The sequence below is a fragment of the Stenotrophomonas sp. YJH_SMC_14-1 genome (genome assembly GCF_059372275.1).
The window spans coordinates 721,905-737,899 of sequence record NZ_JCAFVK010000002.1 but is presented as its reverse complement, the minus strand read 5'-3'; the positions used below and the strand labels follow the sequence as shown (position 1 = coordinate 737,899).

Here is a 15,995-nt window from a genome sequence, read left to right as displayed (position 1 = left end):
ACAACGGATGATCGCAACGCTCCTGGCCCTGCAGGCCACGGTCACCGAGGCACTGCCGGCCGACGTCAGCAACGCCGCGACACAGACCCTTGCCCAGGCCACCACCGGCGGCGGCATCAACTACCTCGAACTGATGGCCAAGGCCAGCCTGCCGGTGAAGATCATCGTGCTGCTGCTGCTGGTCGGCTCGTTCGTCAGCTGGGTGATCATTTTCCGCAAGGCCCGCGTGTTCAAGCAGGCCACCCGCGAAGCCGACGAGTTCGAGAACCGCTTCTGGTCCGGCGCGGACCTGGGCAAGCTGTACAGTGCGGCCACCGACCGCAGCCGCAGCGTGACCGGCCTGGAAGCCATCTTCGAAGCAGGGTTCCGCGAATACACCCGCCTGCGTGACAAGCGCCGCCTGGATGGTCGCGCACAGCTGGAAGGCGCGCAGCGCGCGATGCGCACCACCTATACCCGCGAAGTGGACCAGCTCGAGCGCAACCTGGAGCTGCTGGCCAACATCGGTTCGACCGCGCCGTACGTGGGCCTGGTCGGCACCGTGTTCGGCATCATGGTGACCATGCACGACATGATCAGCAGTGGGGCGCAGGCCGGCATCGCCGCCGTCGCGCCGGGCATTTCCGAAGCCCTGTTCGCTACCGCCATCGGCCTGTTCGTGGCGATCCCGGCGGTGTGGGCCTACAACCGCTTCACCACGCGCGTTGAGCGCATGTCGGTGCGGTTCGAGACCTTTGCCGAAGAGTTCAGCTCCATCCTGCAGCGCCAGAGCGCTGGCGACGAGTAAGCGCCTGACCCGGGAGTCCAAGCCATGTCCGCTGCCATCGGTCGCCGCAAGCGCCGCAAGCTGAAATCGGAAATCAACGTCGTTCCCTACATCGACGTCATGCTGGTGCTGCTGATCATCTTCATGGTCACCGCGCCGCTGCTCACCCTGAGCTTCGACGTCGACCTGCCGCAGTCCAACGCCAAGGCGCTGGAGAGCAAGCAGGACCCGGTGATCGTCTCGGTGCGCCAGGACGGCCAGCTCAGCCTGAAGCTGCCCGATGCCAAGGAACCGACCGCCGTGTCGGCCGAGGAACTGGAAGGCCGCCTGGCCGGCATCGCCGCCCAGGACAAGGGCGTGCGCGTGATCGTCGCCGCCGACCGTGCCGTGGCCTATGAAAAGGTCATCGCCGCGATGGATGTGATCAAGCGCGCCAAGGTAGACAAGGTAGGCCTGGCCACCGATGCACGCTGACGCCCTGCCACCCCCGCATCAGCGCGAACCCGGCTGGGGCCTGCCCCTGGCATTGGCGTTGCTGGTGCACCTGCTGGTCGCGCTGGTCTTCATCGTGGCCTGGTTCTGGTCGCCCGAGCGCAACACCGACGCCGCCGCCGGTGATCCGTCGGTCGAGGCCAGCCTGGCGCTGTCTGCGTCGGAGGCCTCCGCTGCGCGCCAGGCCCTGCGCCAGTCGGAAAAGCTGGAAGACCTGCCGCCGCCGGTGGCCGAGCCCATCCCGGTGCCGGAAGACACCATTCCGCCGCCGCAGCCGATCCCGGAACCGCGCCCACAGGACGCCCCCACGCCGCAGCAGCAACAGGCGCAGGAGCGTGTCGCGCAGCCGGATACCAAGGATCAGGAAGCGGTGAGTGCGCTGGCCATCTCCCAGGAGAAGGCCAAGCAGGAACAGGAAGCCAAGCGCCGCCAGGAACAGATCGACCTGACCGAACGCAAGCGCCAGGAGGAAGCCGAGCAGAAGCTGCGCCTGGCCAAGCAGCAGGAAGCGGACGAGAAGAAGAAGCAGGCCGAGCAGGAGCGCGTGGCCGCTGACAAGGCCGAGGCCGAGAAGCAGAAGAAGATCGCCGAGATCCGTGCCCGCCGCGAGCAGGCCGAGAAGGAAGCCAAGCTGGCCGAGCAGAAGCTGCGCCAGGTGGCCGCCGCGCGCAATGCCGCCGGCAGTGCCGCTGCCGGTTCCAGTGGTGCCTCGCAGTCGGCCGCCGGTGGCGGTGGCAACAGCGACGACCTTTCGGCCAAGTACGCAGCCGCCATCCAGGCCAAGGTGCTGTCGCAGTGGGTGCGCCCGGATACGGTGCCGTTGGGCCAGCGCTGCCAGATCACCATCACCCAGATTCCGGGTGGCACGGTGATGCAGGCCAAGGTCAGCCCGAACTGCCCGTACGACGAGGCCGGCAAGCGCTCGATCGAGGCCGCCGTGCTCAACGCGCAGCCGCTGCCGTACCGCGGCTTCGAGTCGGTGTTCGCACGCACGCTCAACTTCACCTTCACCGCCCAGGATCGCTGAGGCGGGCAGGGCCGGGTGGCTCTCCGCTGCCCGCGTCCACGGATGTCGCGCTTGCCTCTGGCAGGCCAGGTCTCGACCGGGCAGGCTTTGGGCTGCTGTCGGACACCGCCCCGCAGGGCGGCGTGACGGGGAGACGGGCGCGATGTTAGCCACGACGTTAACGGTGCGTGAGAGGACGGGCTGGAACTGACCCGGAATTCACGTACCCTTGGTTCATGATTGCGAAGCGGTTCACTGCCGCTTTGTTATCCCTCGTTCCGGTTTCCCCCTATTGAGCGCTCCATGAAAAAGATGCCTCGCTGGCTTGCCGTGTTTGCGGCCCTGTTGCTGCCCTTTGCTGCCGTCGCGCAGCAGAAGGGGCTGGATATCGACATCATCGGCGGCAATGCTTCCGCGCTGCCGATCACCATCGTGCCGATGCCTTACCAGGGGTCGTCGGCTGCACCGCAGACCGACGTCGCCGGCGTGGTCCGTGCCGACCTGGAGCGCTCGGGCCAGTTCCGTACGCTGCCCGAAGCGCAGATCGTCGAGAAGCCGGTGCGCGGCGGAGACATCCAGTTCGCCACCTGGCGCGCGCTGAAGCAGAACTACATCGTGGTCGGCCGCGTGCTCGACGCCGGTGCCGGCGCCTACCGCGTCGAGTACGAACTGTTCGACGTACCCAAGGGCGAGCGCCTGCTGGGCCTGGCGATGACCGCCCGTGGCAACGCCATGCGCGATGTTGCCCACCAGATGGCCGACGCCATCTACGAAAAGATCACCGGCGTGCGCGGCGCCTTCTGGACCCGCATCGCCTACGTGACCGCCAGCGGCAAGGGCGACGCCATGCGCTACGCGCTGATGGTGGCTGACTCCGATGGCTTCAATCCGCAGACCATCGTGCGTTCGGCCGAGCCGCTGCTGTCGCCGTCGTGGAGCCCGGATGGCAGCAAGCTGGCCTACGTCAGCTTCGAGCGTGGCAATTCGGCCATCTACATCCAGAACATCGGTACCGGCGCGCGTGAGCTCGTCACCAGCTTCCGCGGCATCAACAGCGCCCCGGCGTTCTCGCCGGACGGCCGCAAGCTGGCCCTGACCCTGTCGCGTTCGGGCAACCCGGAAATCTACGTGATGGACCTGGGCAGCAAGCAGCTGACCCAGCTGACCAACCACTTCGCCATCGATACCGAGCCGACCTGGGCGCCGGACGGCAGCGCGGTGTACTTCACCTCCGACCGCGGCGGCCGTCCGCAGGTCTACAAGGTCGGCGCGGGCGGCGGCAGCGCCGAGCGCGTGACCTTCCAGGGCAACTACAATGCCAAGCCCTCGGTGTCCTACGACGGCAAGAAGATCGCCGTCGCCCAGGGCTCGGGCAACAGCTACAAGATCGCGGTGATGGACAGCTCGCTGGGTTCGCCGCGCTGGAGCACGCTGTCCCCGGGCTCGCTGGATGAATCGCCGAGCTTTGCGCCCAACGCGAGCATGGTGTTGTACGCCGCCCGCGAAGGTGGCCGTGGTGTGTTGTATGCCGTCTCGGCCGATGCGCGGGTTCGCCAGCGCCTGGTCCTGGCCGATGGTGATGTGCGCGAGCCGGCATGGTCCCCATACCGTACCCAGCGCTAAAAGAGTGTTAATATTTTCGTTGTCTTGAACCCCTCATCGGCCTAGGAGCCACAAAGGTATCGCCATGAACAAGTCCACCCGCGTTCTGCTTGTTTCCCTGCTGTCTGTGGCCGTCCTGGCCGGTTGCTCGAAGAAGGTGAAGGAAGAGCCGGCAGCCCCGGTCGACACCGGCACCTCGACCACCACCCCGACCGGTCCGTCGACCTCGGGCCTGTACGGCCCGGGCGACCTGGATACCGACGCTTGCCTGCGCCAGCGCGTTGTCTACTTCGACCTGGACAAGGAAGACGTGAAGCCGGAATTCCAGGCCATCATGGCGTGCCACGCCAAGTACCTGCGTGACCGTCCGTCCTCGCGCATCACCCTGCAGGGTCACACCGACGAGCGCGGTTCGCGCGCGTACAACCAGGCCCTGGGTGAGCGTCGTGGCAACGGCGTCAACTCGGCCCTGCAGGCCAACGGTGGCTCGGCTTCGCAGCTGACCGTCGTTTCCTACGGTGAAGAGCGTCCGGTCTGCACCGAGTCGAACGAGTCCTGCTGGTCGCAGAACCGTCGCGTCGAAATCGTCTACACCGCGCAGTAATCCATGCGCATTGGCATCAAACTGATGCTGGTCGTTGCGGCAGCCCTCGTGGCTGCCGCACCGGCGCATGCACAGCGACAGAGCCTGGCTGACCGTGTCGGCGCGCTCGAGCAGCAGATGTACAACAACAGTGCCAACCAGGACCTGTTGAACCAGATCAACCAGCTGCGGCAGCAGGTCACCAGCCTGCAGGCCTCGATCGAGCAGTTGCAGCACGACAACGCCCAGCTCAAGCAGTCCGCCCAGGACCAGTACCTGGATCTGGACAGCCGCCTGAACCGGTTGGAAGGGGGCAATGCGGCCCCGGCCCTGCCGCCCGTTCCGGCGAGCGCGCCGAAGGCCGCACCGGCCCCGGCAAAACCCGCAGCGGCGGCCACTTCCGAGCGGCCGCCTTCCGTCCATGGTGATGCCGGCAGCCTTGCCGCCACCGGCGACGAGCGCACCTCCTACAACGTCGCCTTCGATTCGCTGAAGGCCGGCAAGTACGATGATTCGGCGCAGCTTTTCCTGAGCTTCCTGCAGCTGTACCCGAACGGCGTCTACGCGCCGAACGCGCTGTACTGGCTGGGCGAGAGCTACTACGCCACCCGCAATTTCCCGATGGCCGAGACCCAGTTCCGTGAACTGCTCGCGCGCTATCCGACCCACGACAAGGCCGCTGGCGGCCTGCTCAAGGTTGGCCTCTCGCAGTATGGCGAGGGCAAGGTCGACCAGGCCCAGCAGACGCTGGAGACCGTCGTGGCGCAGTACCCCGGCTCGGACGCCGCGCGCACCGCGCAGGACCGTCTGCAGTCCATCCGCCTCGGCAAGCAGATCCGTTGATCCGCTGACCGGGCGTACAATGCGTACCCTGGCGCCGGGCTGATTTCCGGCAGCCTCCTGTAGAGCCGAGCCCATGCTCGGCTGCTTTCGTTTCCGGCGCCGATAAATCGGTCGCCCGTCCCATGAAGAATTGTTTGCCATGACCGCCGTTACCCCGTCCAACGCCGTCGCCACCCCCAGCGACATCGTGCAGTCGCCGCTGCCGCGCCTGAAGATCACCGAGATCTTCACCTCGCTGCAGGGCGAAGCCGATACCGCCGGCTGGCCGACCGTGTTCGTGCGCCTGACCGGCTGCCCGCTGCGCTGCCAGTACTGCGATACGGCCTATGCCTTCCATGGCGGCACCTGGTGGGACATCGACGACATCGTGGCCGAGGTGCTGGCCCAGGGCGTGCGCCACGTCTGCGTGACCGGCGGCGAGCCGCTGGCGCAGAAACGCTGCCTGGTGCTGCTGCAGAAGCTGTGCGACGCCGGCATGGACGTCTCGCTGGAAACCTCCGGCGCGCTGGACGTCAGCGCGGTGGACCCGCGTGTATCGCGCGTGGTCGACATCAAGACCCCGGGGTCGGCCGAAGCGGCGCGCAACCGCTGGGAAAACCTGCCGCTGCTGACCGCACGCGACCAGATCAAGTTCGTCATCTGCAGCCGCGAGGACTACGACTGGGCCAAGGCCCTGGTCGCCGAGCACGAGCTGGTGAAGCGCTGCACCGTATTCTTCTCGCCCAGCAAGGGCGAGATCACCGCGCGGCGGCTGGCCGACTGGATCGTCGAAGACCGCCTGCCGGTGCGCTTCCAGATGCAGTTGCATAAAATCCTGTGGAACGACGAGCCGGGCCGATGAGCCCGCGCGGCGTTCCCTGATGTAGCTCCGGCGCGGGACAGCGTGCTGGCTTTCCCCTCCCAACCGGATGTTTTACCCATGAAGAAGGCAGTCGTGCTTCTCTCCGGCGGCATGGATTCAGCCGCCGTCATCGCCATGGCCCAGGAACAGGGCTTTGCCGTGCATGCCCTGAGCGTGCGCTATGGCCAGCGCCATACCTCCGAACTGGATGCCGCCGCCCGCGTGGCCAAGGCCCAGGGCGTGGTCGCGCACAAGACCGTGGACGTGGACCTGCGCAGCATCGGTGGCTCGGCGCTCACCGATGACATCGACGTGCCCGAGGCCGGCGGTGCCGGCATTCCGGTCACCTACGTACCGGCGCGCAACACCATCATGCTGTCGCTGGCCCTCGGCTGGGCCGAAGTGCTCGGCGCCAACGACATCTTCTGCGGCGTCAACGCCGTGGATTACTCCGGCTACCCGGACTGCCGCCCCGAGTTCGTGGCCGCGTTCCAGGCGCTGGCCAACCTGGCCACCAAGTCGGGCGTGGAAGGTGCGGGCATCAAGGTACACGCGCCGCTGCAGTTCCTCAGCAAGGGCCAGATCGTCAGCGAAGGCGTGCGCCTGGGCGTGGACTTCGGCCTGACCGTGTCCTGCTACAACGCCGACGCCAACGGCGCCGCCTGCGGCCACTGTGATGCCTGCCGCCTGCGCGCGCAGGGCTTCGCCGAAGCCGGCGTGCCCGACCCGACGCTGTACGCCTGATCGCCCCTGGTAGTGCCGGCCGCTGGCCGGCTTCCCTGATGGGTGTGAATTCCCAGATGGTGGGGGCGAACTGCTCCACGGTGGGTGCGAACCTTGGTTCGCACTCCCTGACCCGCCAGGCATGGCCCGGCGCTACCGTTGCCGCAGCCACCCCGACGCTTCAATAAACGCCCGCACCGCCTTCGGATCGGCATAGTCCAGCTCGATCATCCGCGCGACACCGGCTTTCTCGTCGGCTTGCTGGCGCATGTACTCCTGCGCGATGCGGTAGCCGGCGTAGTACCCCACATCACCCACCCCGAACGGATTACGGGCGCTGTTGTACAGCCAGTTGTCCAGATCCCCGCCGTCCATTTCAGCGACGAAACGCGTGCGGATTTCCGCTTCGTGCGCGGGCCCGTAGCTGTACAGCGGAAGCGCCGGCCGACGCCCACTCAGCCGTTCGGCCACATACTCCGCCACGCCTTCGCGCACCGCGTACTGCGCCAGGCTGCCGGTAGTCTCGCGCTGCTGGGTATGCACGTACTCGTGCAGGTTGTTCTGCGCGTTGTTCGCCCCCGGACGGCTGTCGTAGAAGATCCGCAGGCGGCTGCGCATCGGCTCCGGCAGCTCGCTCACGTCCACGCGTTCATCGCCCAGCGCCATCTCCGCACCGATCAGTACCTTGTCACCCAGCGTGGTCCCGCCAGTACGCAGCACGCCCACGGCATGGGTGATGGTGGCCGGGCGCAGGGCGGGGTAGAGCGTGCGGAAGGCGGCCAGGTCCCGTTCCAGTGTGGCGCTGGCCTGCTGCGCGTTGGCGGTCAATGGGCGTACCGACGTCCAGAAGCGCGGCCACGCACGCATGGCCTCGGCGTATTCGCGGGCGGTGTAGTTACGGACCTGCATCAGCGCATGCAGGCCGGGGCTGCATGGATCGATGTAGCGCGCCTGCACCAGTGCGACGTGGCGTTCAACGTCGGGCTCGGCGCGCACAGCGTCATAAGTGGCCCAGAAGCGGCCGATGTCGTCGGTGACGACCTGGGATGGGGCGGCCAGTGCCGCACAGGGCAGCAACAGGGCGGCAATCAGGCTGAAGGGCAGGCGCATCCGGAATTCCGCGATGGGATCACAGTTGAGATGCGACGTTGGCCCGGAAGGTTTAAGCCCGCGGCCCAGATCGAGGTAGTGCCGGCCGCTGGCCGGCAACCTCGACACACCGGGGTTTCACGCGATCGGCCAAAGTAGGGTAGAATGCCCACCCCGCCGAAAGGCTGGGGCAGTGCAATGGGCCGTTAGCTCAGTCGGTAGAGCAGAAGACTTTTAATCTTTTGGTCGAAGGTTCGAATCCTTCACGGCCCACCATTGCATCCAATGACCCAGGTCATTCAGAAAGGCACCGTAATGCGGTGCCTTTTTTGTTGCCCTGGTCCGTGGCCTCTACTTCGCCCGCATTCCCTTGGCTTTTGCGGCCGCCGCGTCGGCAGCTTGCTGTGCGGCCGTCGCTGCCGCATTCGCGGAACGCACGGCTTCCGCTTGAGCCGCGTCAAAGTCAGCCCGGCGCTGCGCGCTGATCCGGCGTTCCAGTTCTGAATATGCGACGTAGCTCTCCGGATACTTCGCGACGCAGGCCTGCTGCAGCAGCGGGATCGCGTGGTCGGACAATCCCGGTTGGAGGTGGGCGAGCAGGCAGTCCGCATACGCTGCGGATGCTGGCGGAGTGCTGCTGGACTGCGGTGAGGCGGCGGCAAGGGTGGTGGCGATCAATACACTCAACATGGGAACCTCCTTGTGGATATGAGCGTGGCGGCGACCAGTCCTTGAGCCAAAGTGCCCGTTGCATGACCATCACCGGCTCCATGGTGCTCCAGTTCCGGCAGATCGGCAAAGTGCCGCGAACGACAGTGCCTCCGGCGGTCTATGCTCGGCATCTTTCCCAGGATGGGCTGTCCCATGCGTCTGATCGTGCTGTCGCTGTTGTTGTCCGTCGTCTCCGCCGCGCCGCTGATGGCCGCCGAATCCGCGTCGCCCGCCGCCGCCACGCCGCTGGTCATCGGCGAGACCTTCACCATCGAGTCGAAGGCGCTGGGCGAGACCCGTCGTATCAACGTCTATCGCCCGCAGCCGTGGGGGCTGGACCCGAAGGCACCGCTACCGGTGCTCTACATGCCCGACGGCGGCATCGGCGAGGACTTCCTGCATGTGGCCGGGCTGGTGCAGGTGCTCAGCGGCAACGGCAGCATGCGTCCGTTCCTGCTGGTTGGCATCGAGAACACCGAGCGCCGCCGCGACATGACCGGCCCCAGCAAGGACCCTCAGGACCAGAAGATCGCGCCGCGCATCGGCGGCTCGGCGGCCTACCGTACCTTCCTGCGCGATGAACTGATGCCGCAGGTGCGTCAGCGTTACCCGACCACCGAGGAGCGCGCGCTGATCGGCGAGTCGCTGGCCGGCCTGTTCGTGGTCGAGACGCTGCTGCAGGAGCCTACGCTGTTCAACAGCTACATCGCGCTGGACCCCAGCCTGTGGTGGAACCGTGGCGCAATGCTGGCCGGCGCGGCCAAGCAGCTGCCGGCGGTGACGCGTGCGCAGCCGCGCGTGTTCCTGGCCAGCAGTGGGCAGCCAGAGCTGGCTGCGTCCGCCGCGCAGTTGGCCACGCTGCTGCAACAGGCGTCGCCGTCGCCGCTGGTGAAGTACCTGCCGTTGCCGGAGGAAACCCACGCCACGATCTATCATCCGGCCGCGTTGCAGGCGCTGCGCACGCTGTTCCCGGCGCCGCCGCCGGCCTCGCCCTGACCGCACTGGTACCCGCCCGCACACCATGCAACGATGCGGCAGCGGCGCCATCGGGTGCGCCGCCCGCAACGGGAGCGTGTGGATGCAGCGTGTGCGTGGATGGAGTATGGCGGCCTGCCTGGCCGTGAGTGGCTGTGCGATGTCGGTCGCGCCGCCCGCAGTGCAGAGTGAAGCGAAGGACAGTGCGCCGACTGCCACGCCGGGTGTGGTCCTGCCGGACACCGAAGTGCTGCGCGTGCACGACCCTGTCGGCCGCGACTATCCGGTCTGGGTGGCGCTGCCGGCCGCCTATGCGGCGCGTCCGGAAAAGCACTACCCGGTGCTGTACGTGACCGATGCGCTGTACAGCTTCCCGCTGGTGCGCAGCGTGCGCAACATGGTCGGGCAGAAGGGCGTCAACATCGAGGATTTCATCCTGGTCGGGCTGCCGCCGCAGGAAGGCCTGACCTCCAAGCAGAGCCGCTCGCGCGATTACACGCCCAGCGACCCGGCGCGTACCGATCCGCGTGATTACAGCGATGACGTCAGCTACGGCGGCGCGGCGCACTACCGCGATTTCCTCGCTGGGCAGGTACTGCCGATGATCGATGCGCGCTACCGCACCGATCCGGCGCGGCGTGCCTATGCGGGTCATTCCTATGGTGGCCTGTTCGGCGCCTATGTGCTGACCACGCGCCCGGACATGTTCCGCACCTACATCCTGTCCAGCCCATCGCTGTGGTTCGACGACCATCGGGTGCCGCGCATGCAGGCCGAAGCCAAGGCGCCGGCGCAGCCGACCACGGTGGTGCTGTCGGTGGGCAGCTTTGAAACGGTCAAGCCCGAACCGCGCTACTTCACCCGCAACGACATGCTGCGCCACAACGCCGAATTCGCCGAGCAGCTGCGCAGCAGCGGGCGATCGTTGAAGGTGGAGAACATGGTGATCGATGACGAGGATCACTTCACCGTCTACCCGGACATGATCACCCGCGCACTGCTGAAGGTGTTCCCGGGTACCGGACCGTACAGCAGCGGTTGATGAATGCCTCAGGCCGCCTCTGCATCCGGCCCGGTCAATACGCCCACATCGGCGTGCCGGAAGCACAGCCGGATGGCGTCGAGCAGCTCGCTCATGTTGTACGGCTTGGGCAGGAAATGGATGCCGTCGCGCAGCTGCGGCAGCACCTGGTGCTGGTCCATGCCCGACGTCACCAGGATCGGCAGCTGGGGATACAGGCCGCGGACCCGGTTGGCGGCTTCAATGCCACTGATCGCGCCCAGATTCACGTCGGTGAACAGCAGGTCGAAACGCTCACCGGCGGCCAGCAGGCCCAGCGCCGCTTCGGCAGAGCTCACGCCCACTACGTGGCAGGCCTGGCTTTCCAGCGCCAGCCGGCTCAGTTCGCGGGTTTCCTCGGCGTCCTCGATGAGCAGGACGCGGGGTTCAACGTGGCGCTTGGACAGCAACATGACGCGACAACTCCGGACAGCAACGGTGAAAAGGCGCGCAAGTATGCGCAAGCCGGTAGTGATCCCGACGTGCACGGCAAGCTAAGCGGGCGTTACAGGCTTCTCTGGCGCCGGAGCCGCACGTGCCAGGCCAGCACCGCGACCGCGAGCAGGGCGGTGCCGATGCGCAGGCTGGTGGCCTGCCAGCCCAATGCGAGGGCGTCATCGAGGCTGAACACATTCCAGGCCAGGTTCATCGAAACATGCAGGACCAGGCCGCACCAGAGCGTGTTGCCGTCAAGGTGGTCGAGCCAGGCGAAGATGAAGCCGCCCAGGGCGATCACCGCGCCGACGAACAGCGCGATGCCGCCACCGTCGAACCCGCCGAAGCCGAGCCAGTGCACCATGCCGAACAACAGCGCCTGCGGCAGTGCAAGCCATGGCCAGGGGCCGCGCACGATCTTTACCAGCAGCACGAAGCCCAAGCCGCGGAAGAGCACTTCCTCGGCCAGCGGGAACAGCACCGCCAGCATCGTGGCATCCAAGACGGTCAGCGCGGTGTTCGGCGTGCCGAGCAGCGCCAGGCCGAGCCAGCAGGGCAGGCTGGCCAGCAACACCCACATGGGACCGCTCCAGCCGTTTGTGCGCAGCCCGAGGCTGGCCAGCAGGCTCATGCCACGGGGCCGCAGCAGCGCGGCCAGCAGCAGTGCCACCAGTACCGCCAGCGCGTTGTCCAACAGGCTGCCGCCATAGGGGATGGGCAGTGCGGGAATCGGTGTGCCGATGGCCGTGGCGATATCGCGCAGGTTCAGGCCAAGGCCGACACCCAGCAGCACCAGCAACAGGCGTGCGGTGGTGGGCAGGCGGGACAACACGGTCATGTACGCATTCCCTGCGGAACAAGGACGCAGCGTGCCACGCGGTATGCATGTGGACACGCGCCGGAAGTCCCTGTGCCATCGGTCACGCGTTGCCGCACAGTCATCGCGGTGCAGGTACAGTCGAAACCAGACCGACAGGAGCAATGCCGATGCTGTGCCCCGTGTGCAAGACCCAGACGCTGCAGATGGCCGAACGCCATGGCATCGAGATTGATTACTGCCCGAGTTGCCGCGGTGTGTGGCTGGATCGTGGCGAGCTGGACAAGATCATCGAACGTGCAGGCGCCGGTGCTGCAGTACCTCCGCCAGCGCCCGTGCAGGCTCAGCCGGCGTCCGCGCCGCCACCGGTGACGCACCGTGATACCCGCCACCTCGGCCAGCGCTACGAGGACAACCGGGGACACGGCTACAGGAAAAAGAAGAAGGACAGCTTCCTGTCGGAGTTGTTCGATTTCTAGTTTGTAGCGTCGAGCCATGCTCGACGTTTGGCGCTAACAGTCGAGCAAGCTTGACTCTACATGGGGCGCGTGATCACGGCCGACGCAGGATGAACTCGCGGTCGTGGGTATCGCCCACGATGAAGTCGTACTCGCCAACCTTGCTGCAGCCATAGCGCGCGTAGAAGCGCTGCGCGCCGAAATTCTCTTCCCACACGCCCACCCACAGGGTGCGGCGCTGCGGCTGGTCCAGCCACGCCATGAACGCGTCCATCATGCGTGCACCATGTCCGCCGTTCTGGTGTCCGGCCAGGATGTAGAACCGCTTCAGTTCGATGTCACCCTCGCATGCATCCGTGTGCGGCAAGGTGTTGGCACCGGCGGCCAGGTAGCCGACCACGGCGTCATCGTCCAGCAACAGCCAGATGGCACTGCGTGGGTCGGACAGTTCGATGCGCTGCGGTTCGCTGCTGTAGTGCGCCTGCAGGAAATCGTGCAGCTCCTGCGGCGGATAGGAATCGCCCCAGGTTTCGTTGTACGTGGCGATGGCGATCGCCGACAGCGCGTCGACATCGGCAAGGGTGGCGCGGCGGATCTGCAACGACATGGCGGTGCCTGCATTGGAACGTGGCGAAGTGTAGCCGGCCCCGGCGGCTGCCGGGGCTGGCCATTGCTCACGATCTGCTGCTCAGAACCACATGCGCACGCCGGCCACCCAGCGCGTGTCGCGCGCGTGGTCACCGGCATAGTCGGCGGTGTCGCCAAAACTGCGTTCGTGACTGATGCCGATGTAGGGCGCGAAGCGACGGCTGAACTCGTAGCGCAGGCGCAGGCCGGCCTCTACCTTGTTCAGGCCACGGCCGATGCCGTACTCCTGCTCGTCCTTGGCCGCAACGGTAGCTTCCAGTAGCGGCTGCAGGATCAATCGGTTGGTCAGCAGCACGTCGTACTCGACCTCGGCCTTGGCCAGCACCTGGCCGCCGGAGCCCATGTACAGCGTGGCCGAGCTTTCGAACTTGTACGGCGCAAGACCCTGGATGCCGATGGCCGCCCATGTGCGCGAGTCGGACGGGCGGAAGTCCTGGCGCACGCCGACCAGCACGTCCCACCACGGCGACACGCTGCGACCATACAGTGCTTCCAGTGACGACGATTCGGTGCGGCCGCGGCTGCGTTCGCCATCGGTGCGCAGCCACAGGCGGTTGATGTTGCCGCCGATCCAGCCGGTGGCTTCCCATGCCTGGCCGTTGCTGCTCTTGCCATCCCAATGCTCAAGCCGGTCGATCAGCAGCAGGCTGTTGATCTCCGGCGCGTGCTCCATCGCGCCATGCGCGATCTGCGGGAAGGCGGCGGCGCGGTCGGCATCGGTCGGGACCGGGATCGGTTCGCGCGGTTCGGTGGGTGCAGGCGTGCCGTGGCCCATCGCCGCGTGATCCATGCTGGAGTGATCCATCTTGGAATGGTCCATCGTCGCCGGCTGCATCGCGCCATGGTCCATCTTCGAGTGGTCCATCGTGGAGTGGTCCATGCCGGCGTGATCCGCCGTACCCATGTCCATCTCCGAATGATCCATCTTTGAATGATCGACCGGTTCGGCCGGGGTCTTCGCGCTCTTCGCAGGCGCGTTCATCGCGCCCATGTCATGGCCGGCGTGCGACTGCGCGAACACCGGCAACGCGGCGGCGAGGCCCAGGGCCAGCAGGGTGGGGGAAAGCAGTGAGCGGCTCATTCTTCGATCCTCACTTCGCGCATCATGCCCGCTTCCATGTGGTACAGCAGATGGCAGTGGTAGGCCCAGCGGCCGAGTGCATCGGCGCGCACGCGATAGCTGCGGCGGGTGCCCGGCGGCATGTCGATGGTGTGCTTGCGGACCTGGAACTCACCTTGCGCGTTTTCCAGATCGCTCCACACGCCGTGCAGGTGGATCGGGTGCTGCATCATGGTGTCGTTGACCAGCACGATGCGCATGCGCTCGCCGTAGTTCAGCCGCAGCGGCTCGGCGCTGGCGAACGGGACGCCATCGAACGACCAGGAGAACTTCTCCATGTGGCCGGTCAGGTGCAGCTCGATCTCGCGGCTCGGCTCGCGGCCATCCGGGTCTTCGAACAGGCTGCGCATCGCGCCGTAGGTCAGCACCTGGCGGCCGTTGCCGCGCAGGCCGATGCCAGGGTCGTCCAGCTTCGGCTCGGTGGCCGAACTCTGCATGTCCACCAGCGGGTTGTTGCGCTCGCTGGCCGGATGCTTCGGTACCTTGCTGGCGGCACCGCCGCCGTGCGCACCGTGGCCCATGCTGGCGCCGCAGCTACCTTCCGTGCCCTTCATCGCGGCCATGTCGTGGCCACCATGGCCACCACTGCTCATGTCGTGCCCCATGTCGCTCATCGTCAGCAACGGGCGTGGGTCGCGCGCGGGAATCGGTGCCTGCAGCCCGTGGCGTACCGCCAGCGTGCCGGCGGCGTAGCCGGTGCGACCCATGTCCTGGCAGAAAATGGTGAACGCATCCTGGCCGGTGGGTTCGACCAGCACGTCGTAGGTTTCGGCGGGAGCGATGCGGAATTCGTCGATGCTGACCGGGTGGATGTACTGGCCGTCAGCGGCCACCACGGTCATCTTCAAACCGGGGATGCGCACGTCGAAGTAGGTCATCGACCCGCCGTTGATGAAGCGCAGCAGCACCTTTTCGCCACTGCGGAACAGGCCGGTCCAGTTGCCGGCCGGGGCGGTGCCGTTCATCAGGTAGGTGTAGGTATGCGCGTTGATATCGGAGATATCGGTGGGCGTCATCCGCATCCGGCCCCACATGCCACGGTCGGACAGCGCCGCGGACCAACCGTCGCGTTTCGCGTCGCGCAGGAAGTCGGGCAGGGTGCGCTTGTAGTAGTTGTCGTGCTCGGCCAGCTTCTTCATGCGCCGGAACAGCGCGCCCGGATCCATGTCGGTCCAGTCCGACAGCATGATCACGTGCTCGCGGTCGTGGTGGTACGGCGCCGGTTCGGCCGGGTCGATGATCAGCGCGCCGTACAGGCCGGCCTGTTCCTGGAACATCGAGTGGCTGTGGTACCAGTAGGTGCCCGACTGCTTCAGCTGGAAGTGGTAGTGGTAGGTTTCGCCGGGGCCGATGCCGTTGAAGCTCAGGCCCGGCACGCCGTCCATGTTGGCCGGCAGCAGGATGCCGTGCCAGTGGATGGAGGTCGGGTGGCGTTCCAGCGTGTTGCGCACGAACAGGTCCACGGTCTGGCCTTCGCGCCAGCGCAGGATCGGGGCCGGCAACGAGCCGTTGACGGTGATCGCCGGGCGGGTGCGGCCGGTGAAATTGGCCAGCGATTCGCCGATGGCCAGTTCGATGCGGGTATCGCTGAGCACGGCAGGGGCACCGGCCAACCGTGGGGCGGCAGTGGCGGCGGCGAGCGCGCGCTGCGGCACGCCGACAGCGGCGATGCCGGCGACCACGCCACCGGCGGCCAGGCCCTGCACGAACAGGCGGCGCGACGGCATGGGCACAGCGCCCGGACCGGGGGGATTGCGGGTATTCATGGTGGAGACTCCAGACACGGAAAGACGCCGGCAGGCCGCCGGCTCCGGTGCGCAGGGCGC

18 protein-coding genes and 1 tRNA gene are annotated in these 15,995 nt (G+C 66.7%); 12 read left to right on the top strand and 7 right to left on the bottom strand.

Annotated features, from left to right (window positions below; all coding sequences use genetic code 11):
* The first annotated feature begins 7 nt into the window (after nucleotides 1–7).
* The 8 genes from tolQ to queC all read left to right on the top strand — a co-directional run bounded on the left by tolQ (nucleotide 8) and on the right by queC (nucleotide 6,877).
* Nucleotides 8–787 (top strand): protein TolQ, encoded by a 780-nt coding sequence (gene tolQ, locus AC5P9P_RS08335; protein ID WP_005410752.1) that lies wholly within the window; start codon nucleotides 8–10, stop codon nucleotides 785–787.
* A 24-nt stretch (nucleotides 788–811) separates the two neighbouring features.
* The gene (gene tolR, locus AC5P9P_RS08330; RefSeq protein WP_005410751.1) at nucleotides 812–1,240 is read left to right on the top strand and encodes a protein TolR; all 429 of its coding nucleotides are present in this window, start codon (nucleotides 812–814) and stop codon (nucleotides 1,238–1,240) included.
* A complete protein-coding gene (gene tolA / locus AC5P9P_RS08325; RefSeq protein WP_495232685.1) occupies nucleotides 1,230–2,285 on the top strand; it encodes a cell envelope integrity protein TolA in 1,056 nt (351 codons plus the stop codon). The genes tolR and tolA overlap by 11 nt, the downstream gene beginning before the upstream one ends.
* 282 nt (nucleotides 2,286–2,567) lie before the next feature.
* Nucleotides 2,568–3,887 (top strand): Tol-Pal system beta propeller repeat protein TolB, encoded by a 1,320-nt coding sequence (tolB, locus tag AC5P9P_RS08320; RefSeq protein WP_005410749.1) that lies wholly within the window; start codon nucleotides 2,568–2,570, stop codon nucleotides 3,885–3,887.
* A gap of 64 nt (nucleotides 3,888–3,951) precedes the next feature.
* Nucleotides 3,952–4,470, top strand: coding sequence for a peptidoglycan-associated lipoprotein Pal (gene pal / locus AC5P9P_RS08315; protein ID WP_005410748.1), 519 nt, complete (start codon nucleotides 3,952–3,954; stop codon nucleotides 4,468–4,470).
* A 3-nt stretch (nucleotides 4,471–4,473) separates the two neighbouring features.
* Nucleotides 4,474–5,292 carry a tol-pal system protein YbgF gene (ybgF, locus tag AC5P9P_RS08310; RefSeq protein ID WP_033832980.1) on the top strand — a complete coding sequence of 273 codons (819 nt, stop codon included), beginning with the start codon at nucleotides 4,474–4,476 and terminating at the stop codon, nucleotides 5,290–5,292.
* A gap of 139 nt (nucleotides 5,293–5,431) precedes the next feature.
* Nucleotides 5,432–6,133, top strand: a complete 702-nt coding sequence (gene queE / locus AC5P9P_RS08305) for a 7-carboxy-7-deazaguanine synthase QueE (protein ID WP_024958176.1) — start codon at nucleotides 5,432–5,434, stop codon at nucleotides 6,131–6,133.
* Between the two features lie 78 nt (nucleotides 6,134–6,211).
* Nucleotides 6,212–6,877 carry a 7-cyano-7-deazaguanine synthase QueC gene (gene queC, locus AC5P9P_RS08300; protein ID WP_005410745.1) on the top strand — a complete coding sequence of 222 codons (666 nt, stop codon included), beginning with the start codon at nucleotides 6,212–6,214 and terminating at the stop codon, nucleotides 6,875–6,877.
* A gap of 132 nt (nucleotides 6,878–7,009) precedes the next feature.
* Here the strand turns inward: queC and AC5P9P_RS08295 are convergent, their stop codons facing one another.
* Entirely contained in the window at nucleotides 7,010–7,966 is a 957-nt protein-coding gene (locus AC5P9P_RS08295; RefSeq protein ID WP_495232684.1) for a DUF2268 domain-containing putative Zn-dependent protease, read from the bottom strand.
* A gap of 179 nt (nucleotides 7,967–8,145) precedes the next feature.
* Here AC5P9P_RS08295 and AC5P9P_RS08290 point away from each other — a divergent pair.
* A tRNA-Lys gene (locus AC5P9P_RS08290) sits at nucleotides 8,146–8,221 on the top strand.
* A gap of 75 nt (nucleotides 8,222–8,296) precedes the next feature.
* Here AC5P9P_RS08290 and AC5P9P_RS08285 read toward each other — a convergent pair.
* Nucleotides 8,297–8,635 carry a hypothetical protein gene (locus AC5P9P_RS08285; RefSeq protein WP_005410743.1) on the bottom strand — a complete coding sequence of 113 codons (339 nt, stop codon included), beginning with the start codon at nucleotides 8,633–8,635 and terminating at the stop codon, nucleotides 8,297–8,299.
* A 174-nt stretch (nucleotides 8,636–8,809) separates the two neighbouring features.
* Between AC5P9P_RS08285 and AC5P9P_RS08280 the strand changes: the two genes are divergently transcribed.
* Together AC5P9P_RS08280 and AC5P9P_RS08275 are read left to right on the top strand one after the other, a co-directional pair.
* Nucleotides 8,810–9,652, top strand: a complete 843-nt coding sequence (locus tag AC5P9P_RS08280; RefSeq protein WP_062605813.1) for an alpha/beta hydrolase — start codon at nucleotides 8,810–8,812, stop codon at nucleotides 9,650–9,652.
* A gap of 82 nt (nucleotides 9,653–9,734) precedes the next feature.
* Nucleotides 9,735–10,673, top strand: a complete 939-nt coding sequence (locus AC5P9P_RS08275; protein WP_495232683.1) for an alpha/beta hydrolase — start codon at nucleotides 9,735–9,737, stop codon at nucleotides 10,671–10,673.
* An 8-nt stretch (nucleotides 10,674–10,681) separates the two neighbouring features.
* Here AC5P9P_RS08275 and AC5P9P_RS08270 read toward each other — a convergent pair whose 3' ends face one another.
* Together AC5P9P_RS08270 and AC5P9P_RS08265 are read right to left on the bottom strand one after the other, a co-directional pair.
* Nucleotides 10,682–11,104: a response regulator gene (locus AC5P9P_RS08270; protein WP_005410740.1), complete on the bottom strand. Its 423-nt coding sequence runs from the start codon at nucleotides 11,102–11,104 to the stop codon at nucleotides 10,682–10,684.
* A 92-nt stretch (nucleotides 11,105–11,196) separates the two neighbouring features.
* Nucleotides 11,197–11,964 (bottom strand): CPBP family glutamic-type intramembrane protease, encoded by a 768-nt coding sequence (locus tag AC5P9P_RS08265; protein WP_111188474.1) that lies wholly within the window; start codon nucleotides 11,962–11,964, stop codon nucleotides 11,197–11,199.
* Between the two features lie 149 nt (nucleotides 11,965–12,113).
* Here AC5P9P_RS08265 and AC5P9P_RS08260 point away from each other — a divergent pair, with 149 nt between their 5' ends.
* On the top strand, nucleotides 12,114–12,422 hold the full coding sequence (locus tag AC5P9P_RS08260; RefSeq protein ID WP_100443385.1) for a TFIIB-type zinc ribbon-containing protein: 309 nt from the start codon (nucleotides 12,114–12,116) through the stop codon (nucleotides 12,420–12,422).
* Nucleotides 12,423–12,495: 73 nt separating this feature from the next.
* On the opposite strand, the gene AC5P9P_RS08255 is transcribed toward AC5P9P_RS08260, so the two are convergent.
* From AC5P9P_RS08255 to AC5P9P_RS08245, 3 genes are all read right to left on the bottom strand, one after another.
* The gene (locus tag AC5P9P_RS08255; protein WP_049432721.1) at nucleotides 12,496–13,008 is read right to left on the bottom strand and encodes a GNAT family N-acetyltransferase; all 513 of its coding nucleotides are present in this window, start codon (nucleotides 13,006–13,008) and stop codon (nucleotides 12,496–12,498) included.
* Nucleotides 13,009–13,089: 81 nt separating this feature from the next.
* Nucleotides 13,090–14,130, bottom strand: coding sequence for a copper resistance protein B (locus tag AC5P9P_RS08250; protein ID WP_049432718.1), 1,041 nt, complete (start codon nucleotides 14,128–14,130; stop codon nucleotides 13,090–13,092).
* On the bottom strand, nucleotides 14,127–15,935 hold the full coding sequence (locus AC5P9P_RS08245; protein ID WP_033832971.1) for a copper resistance system multicopper oxidase: 1,809 nt from the start codon (nucleotides 15,933–15,935) through the stop codon (nucleotides 14,127–14,129). The genes AC5P9P_RS08250 and AC5P9P_RS08245 overlap by 4 nt, the downstream gene beginning before the upstream one ends.
* Between the last annotated feature and the right edge of the window lie 60 nt (nucleotides 15,936–15,995).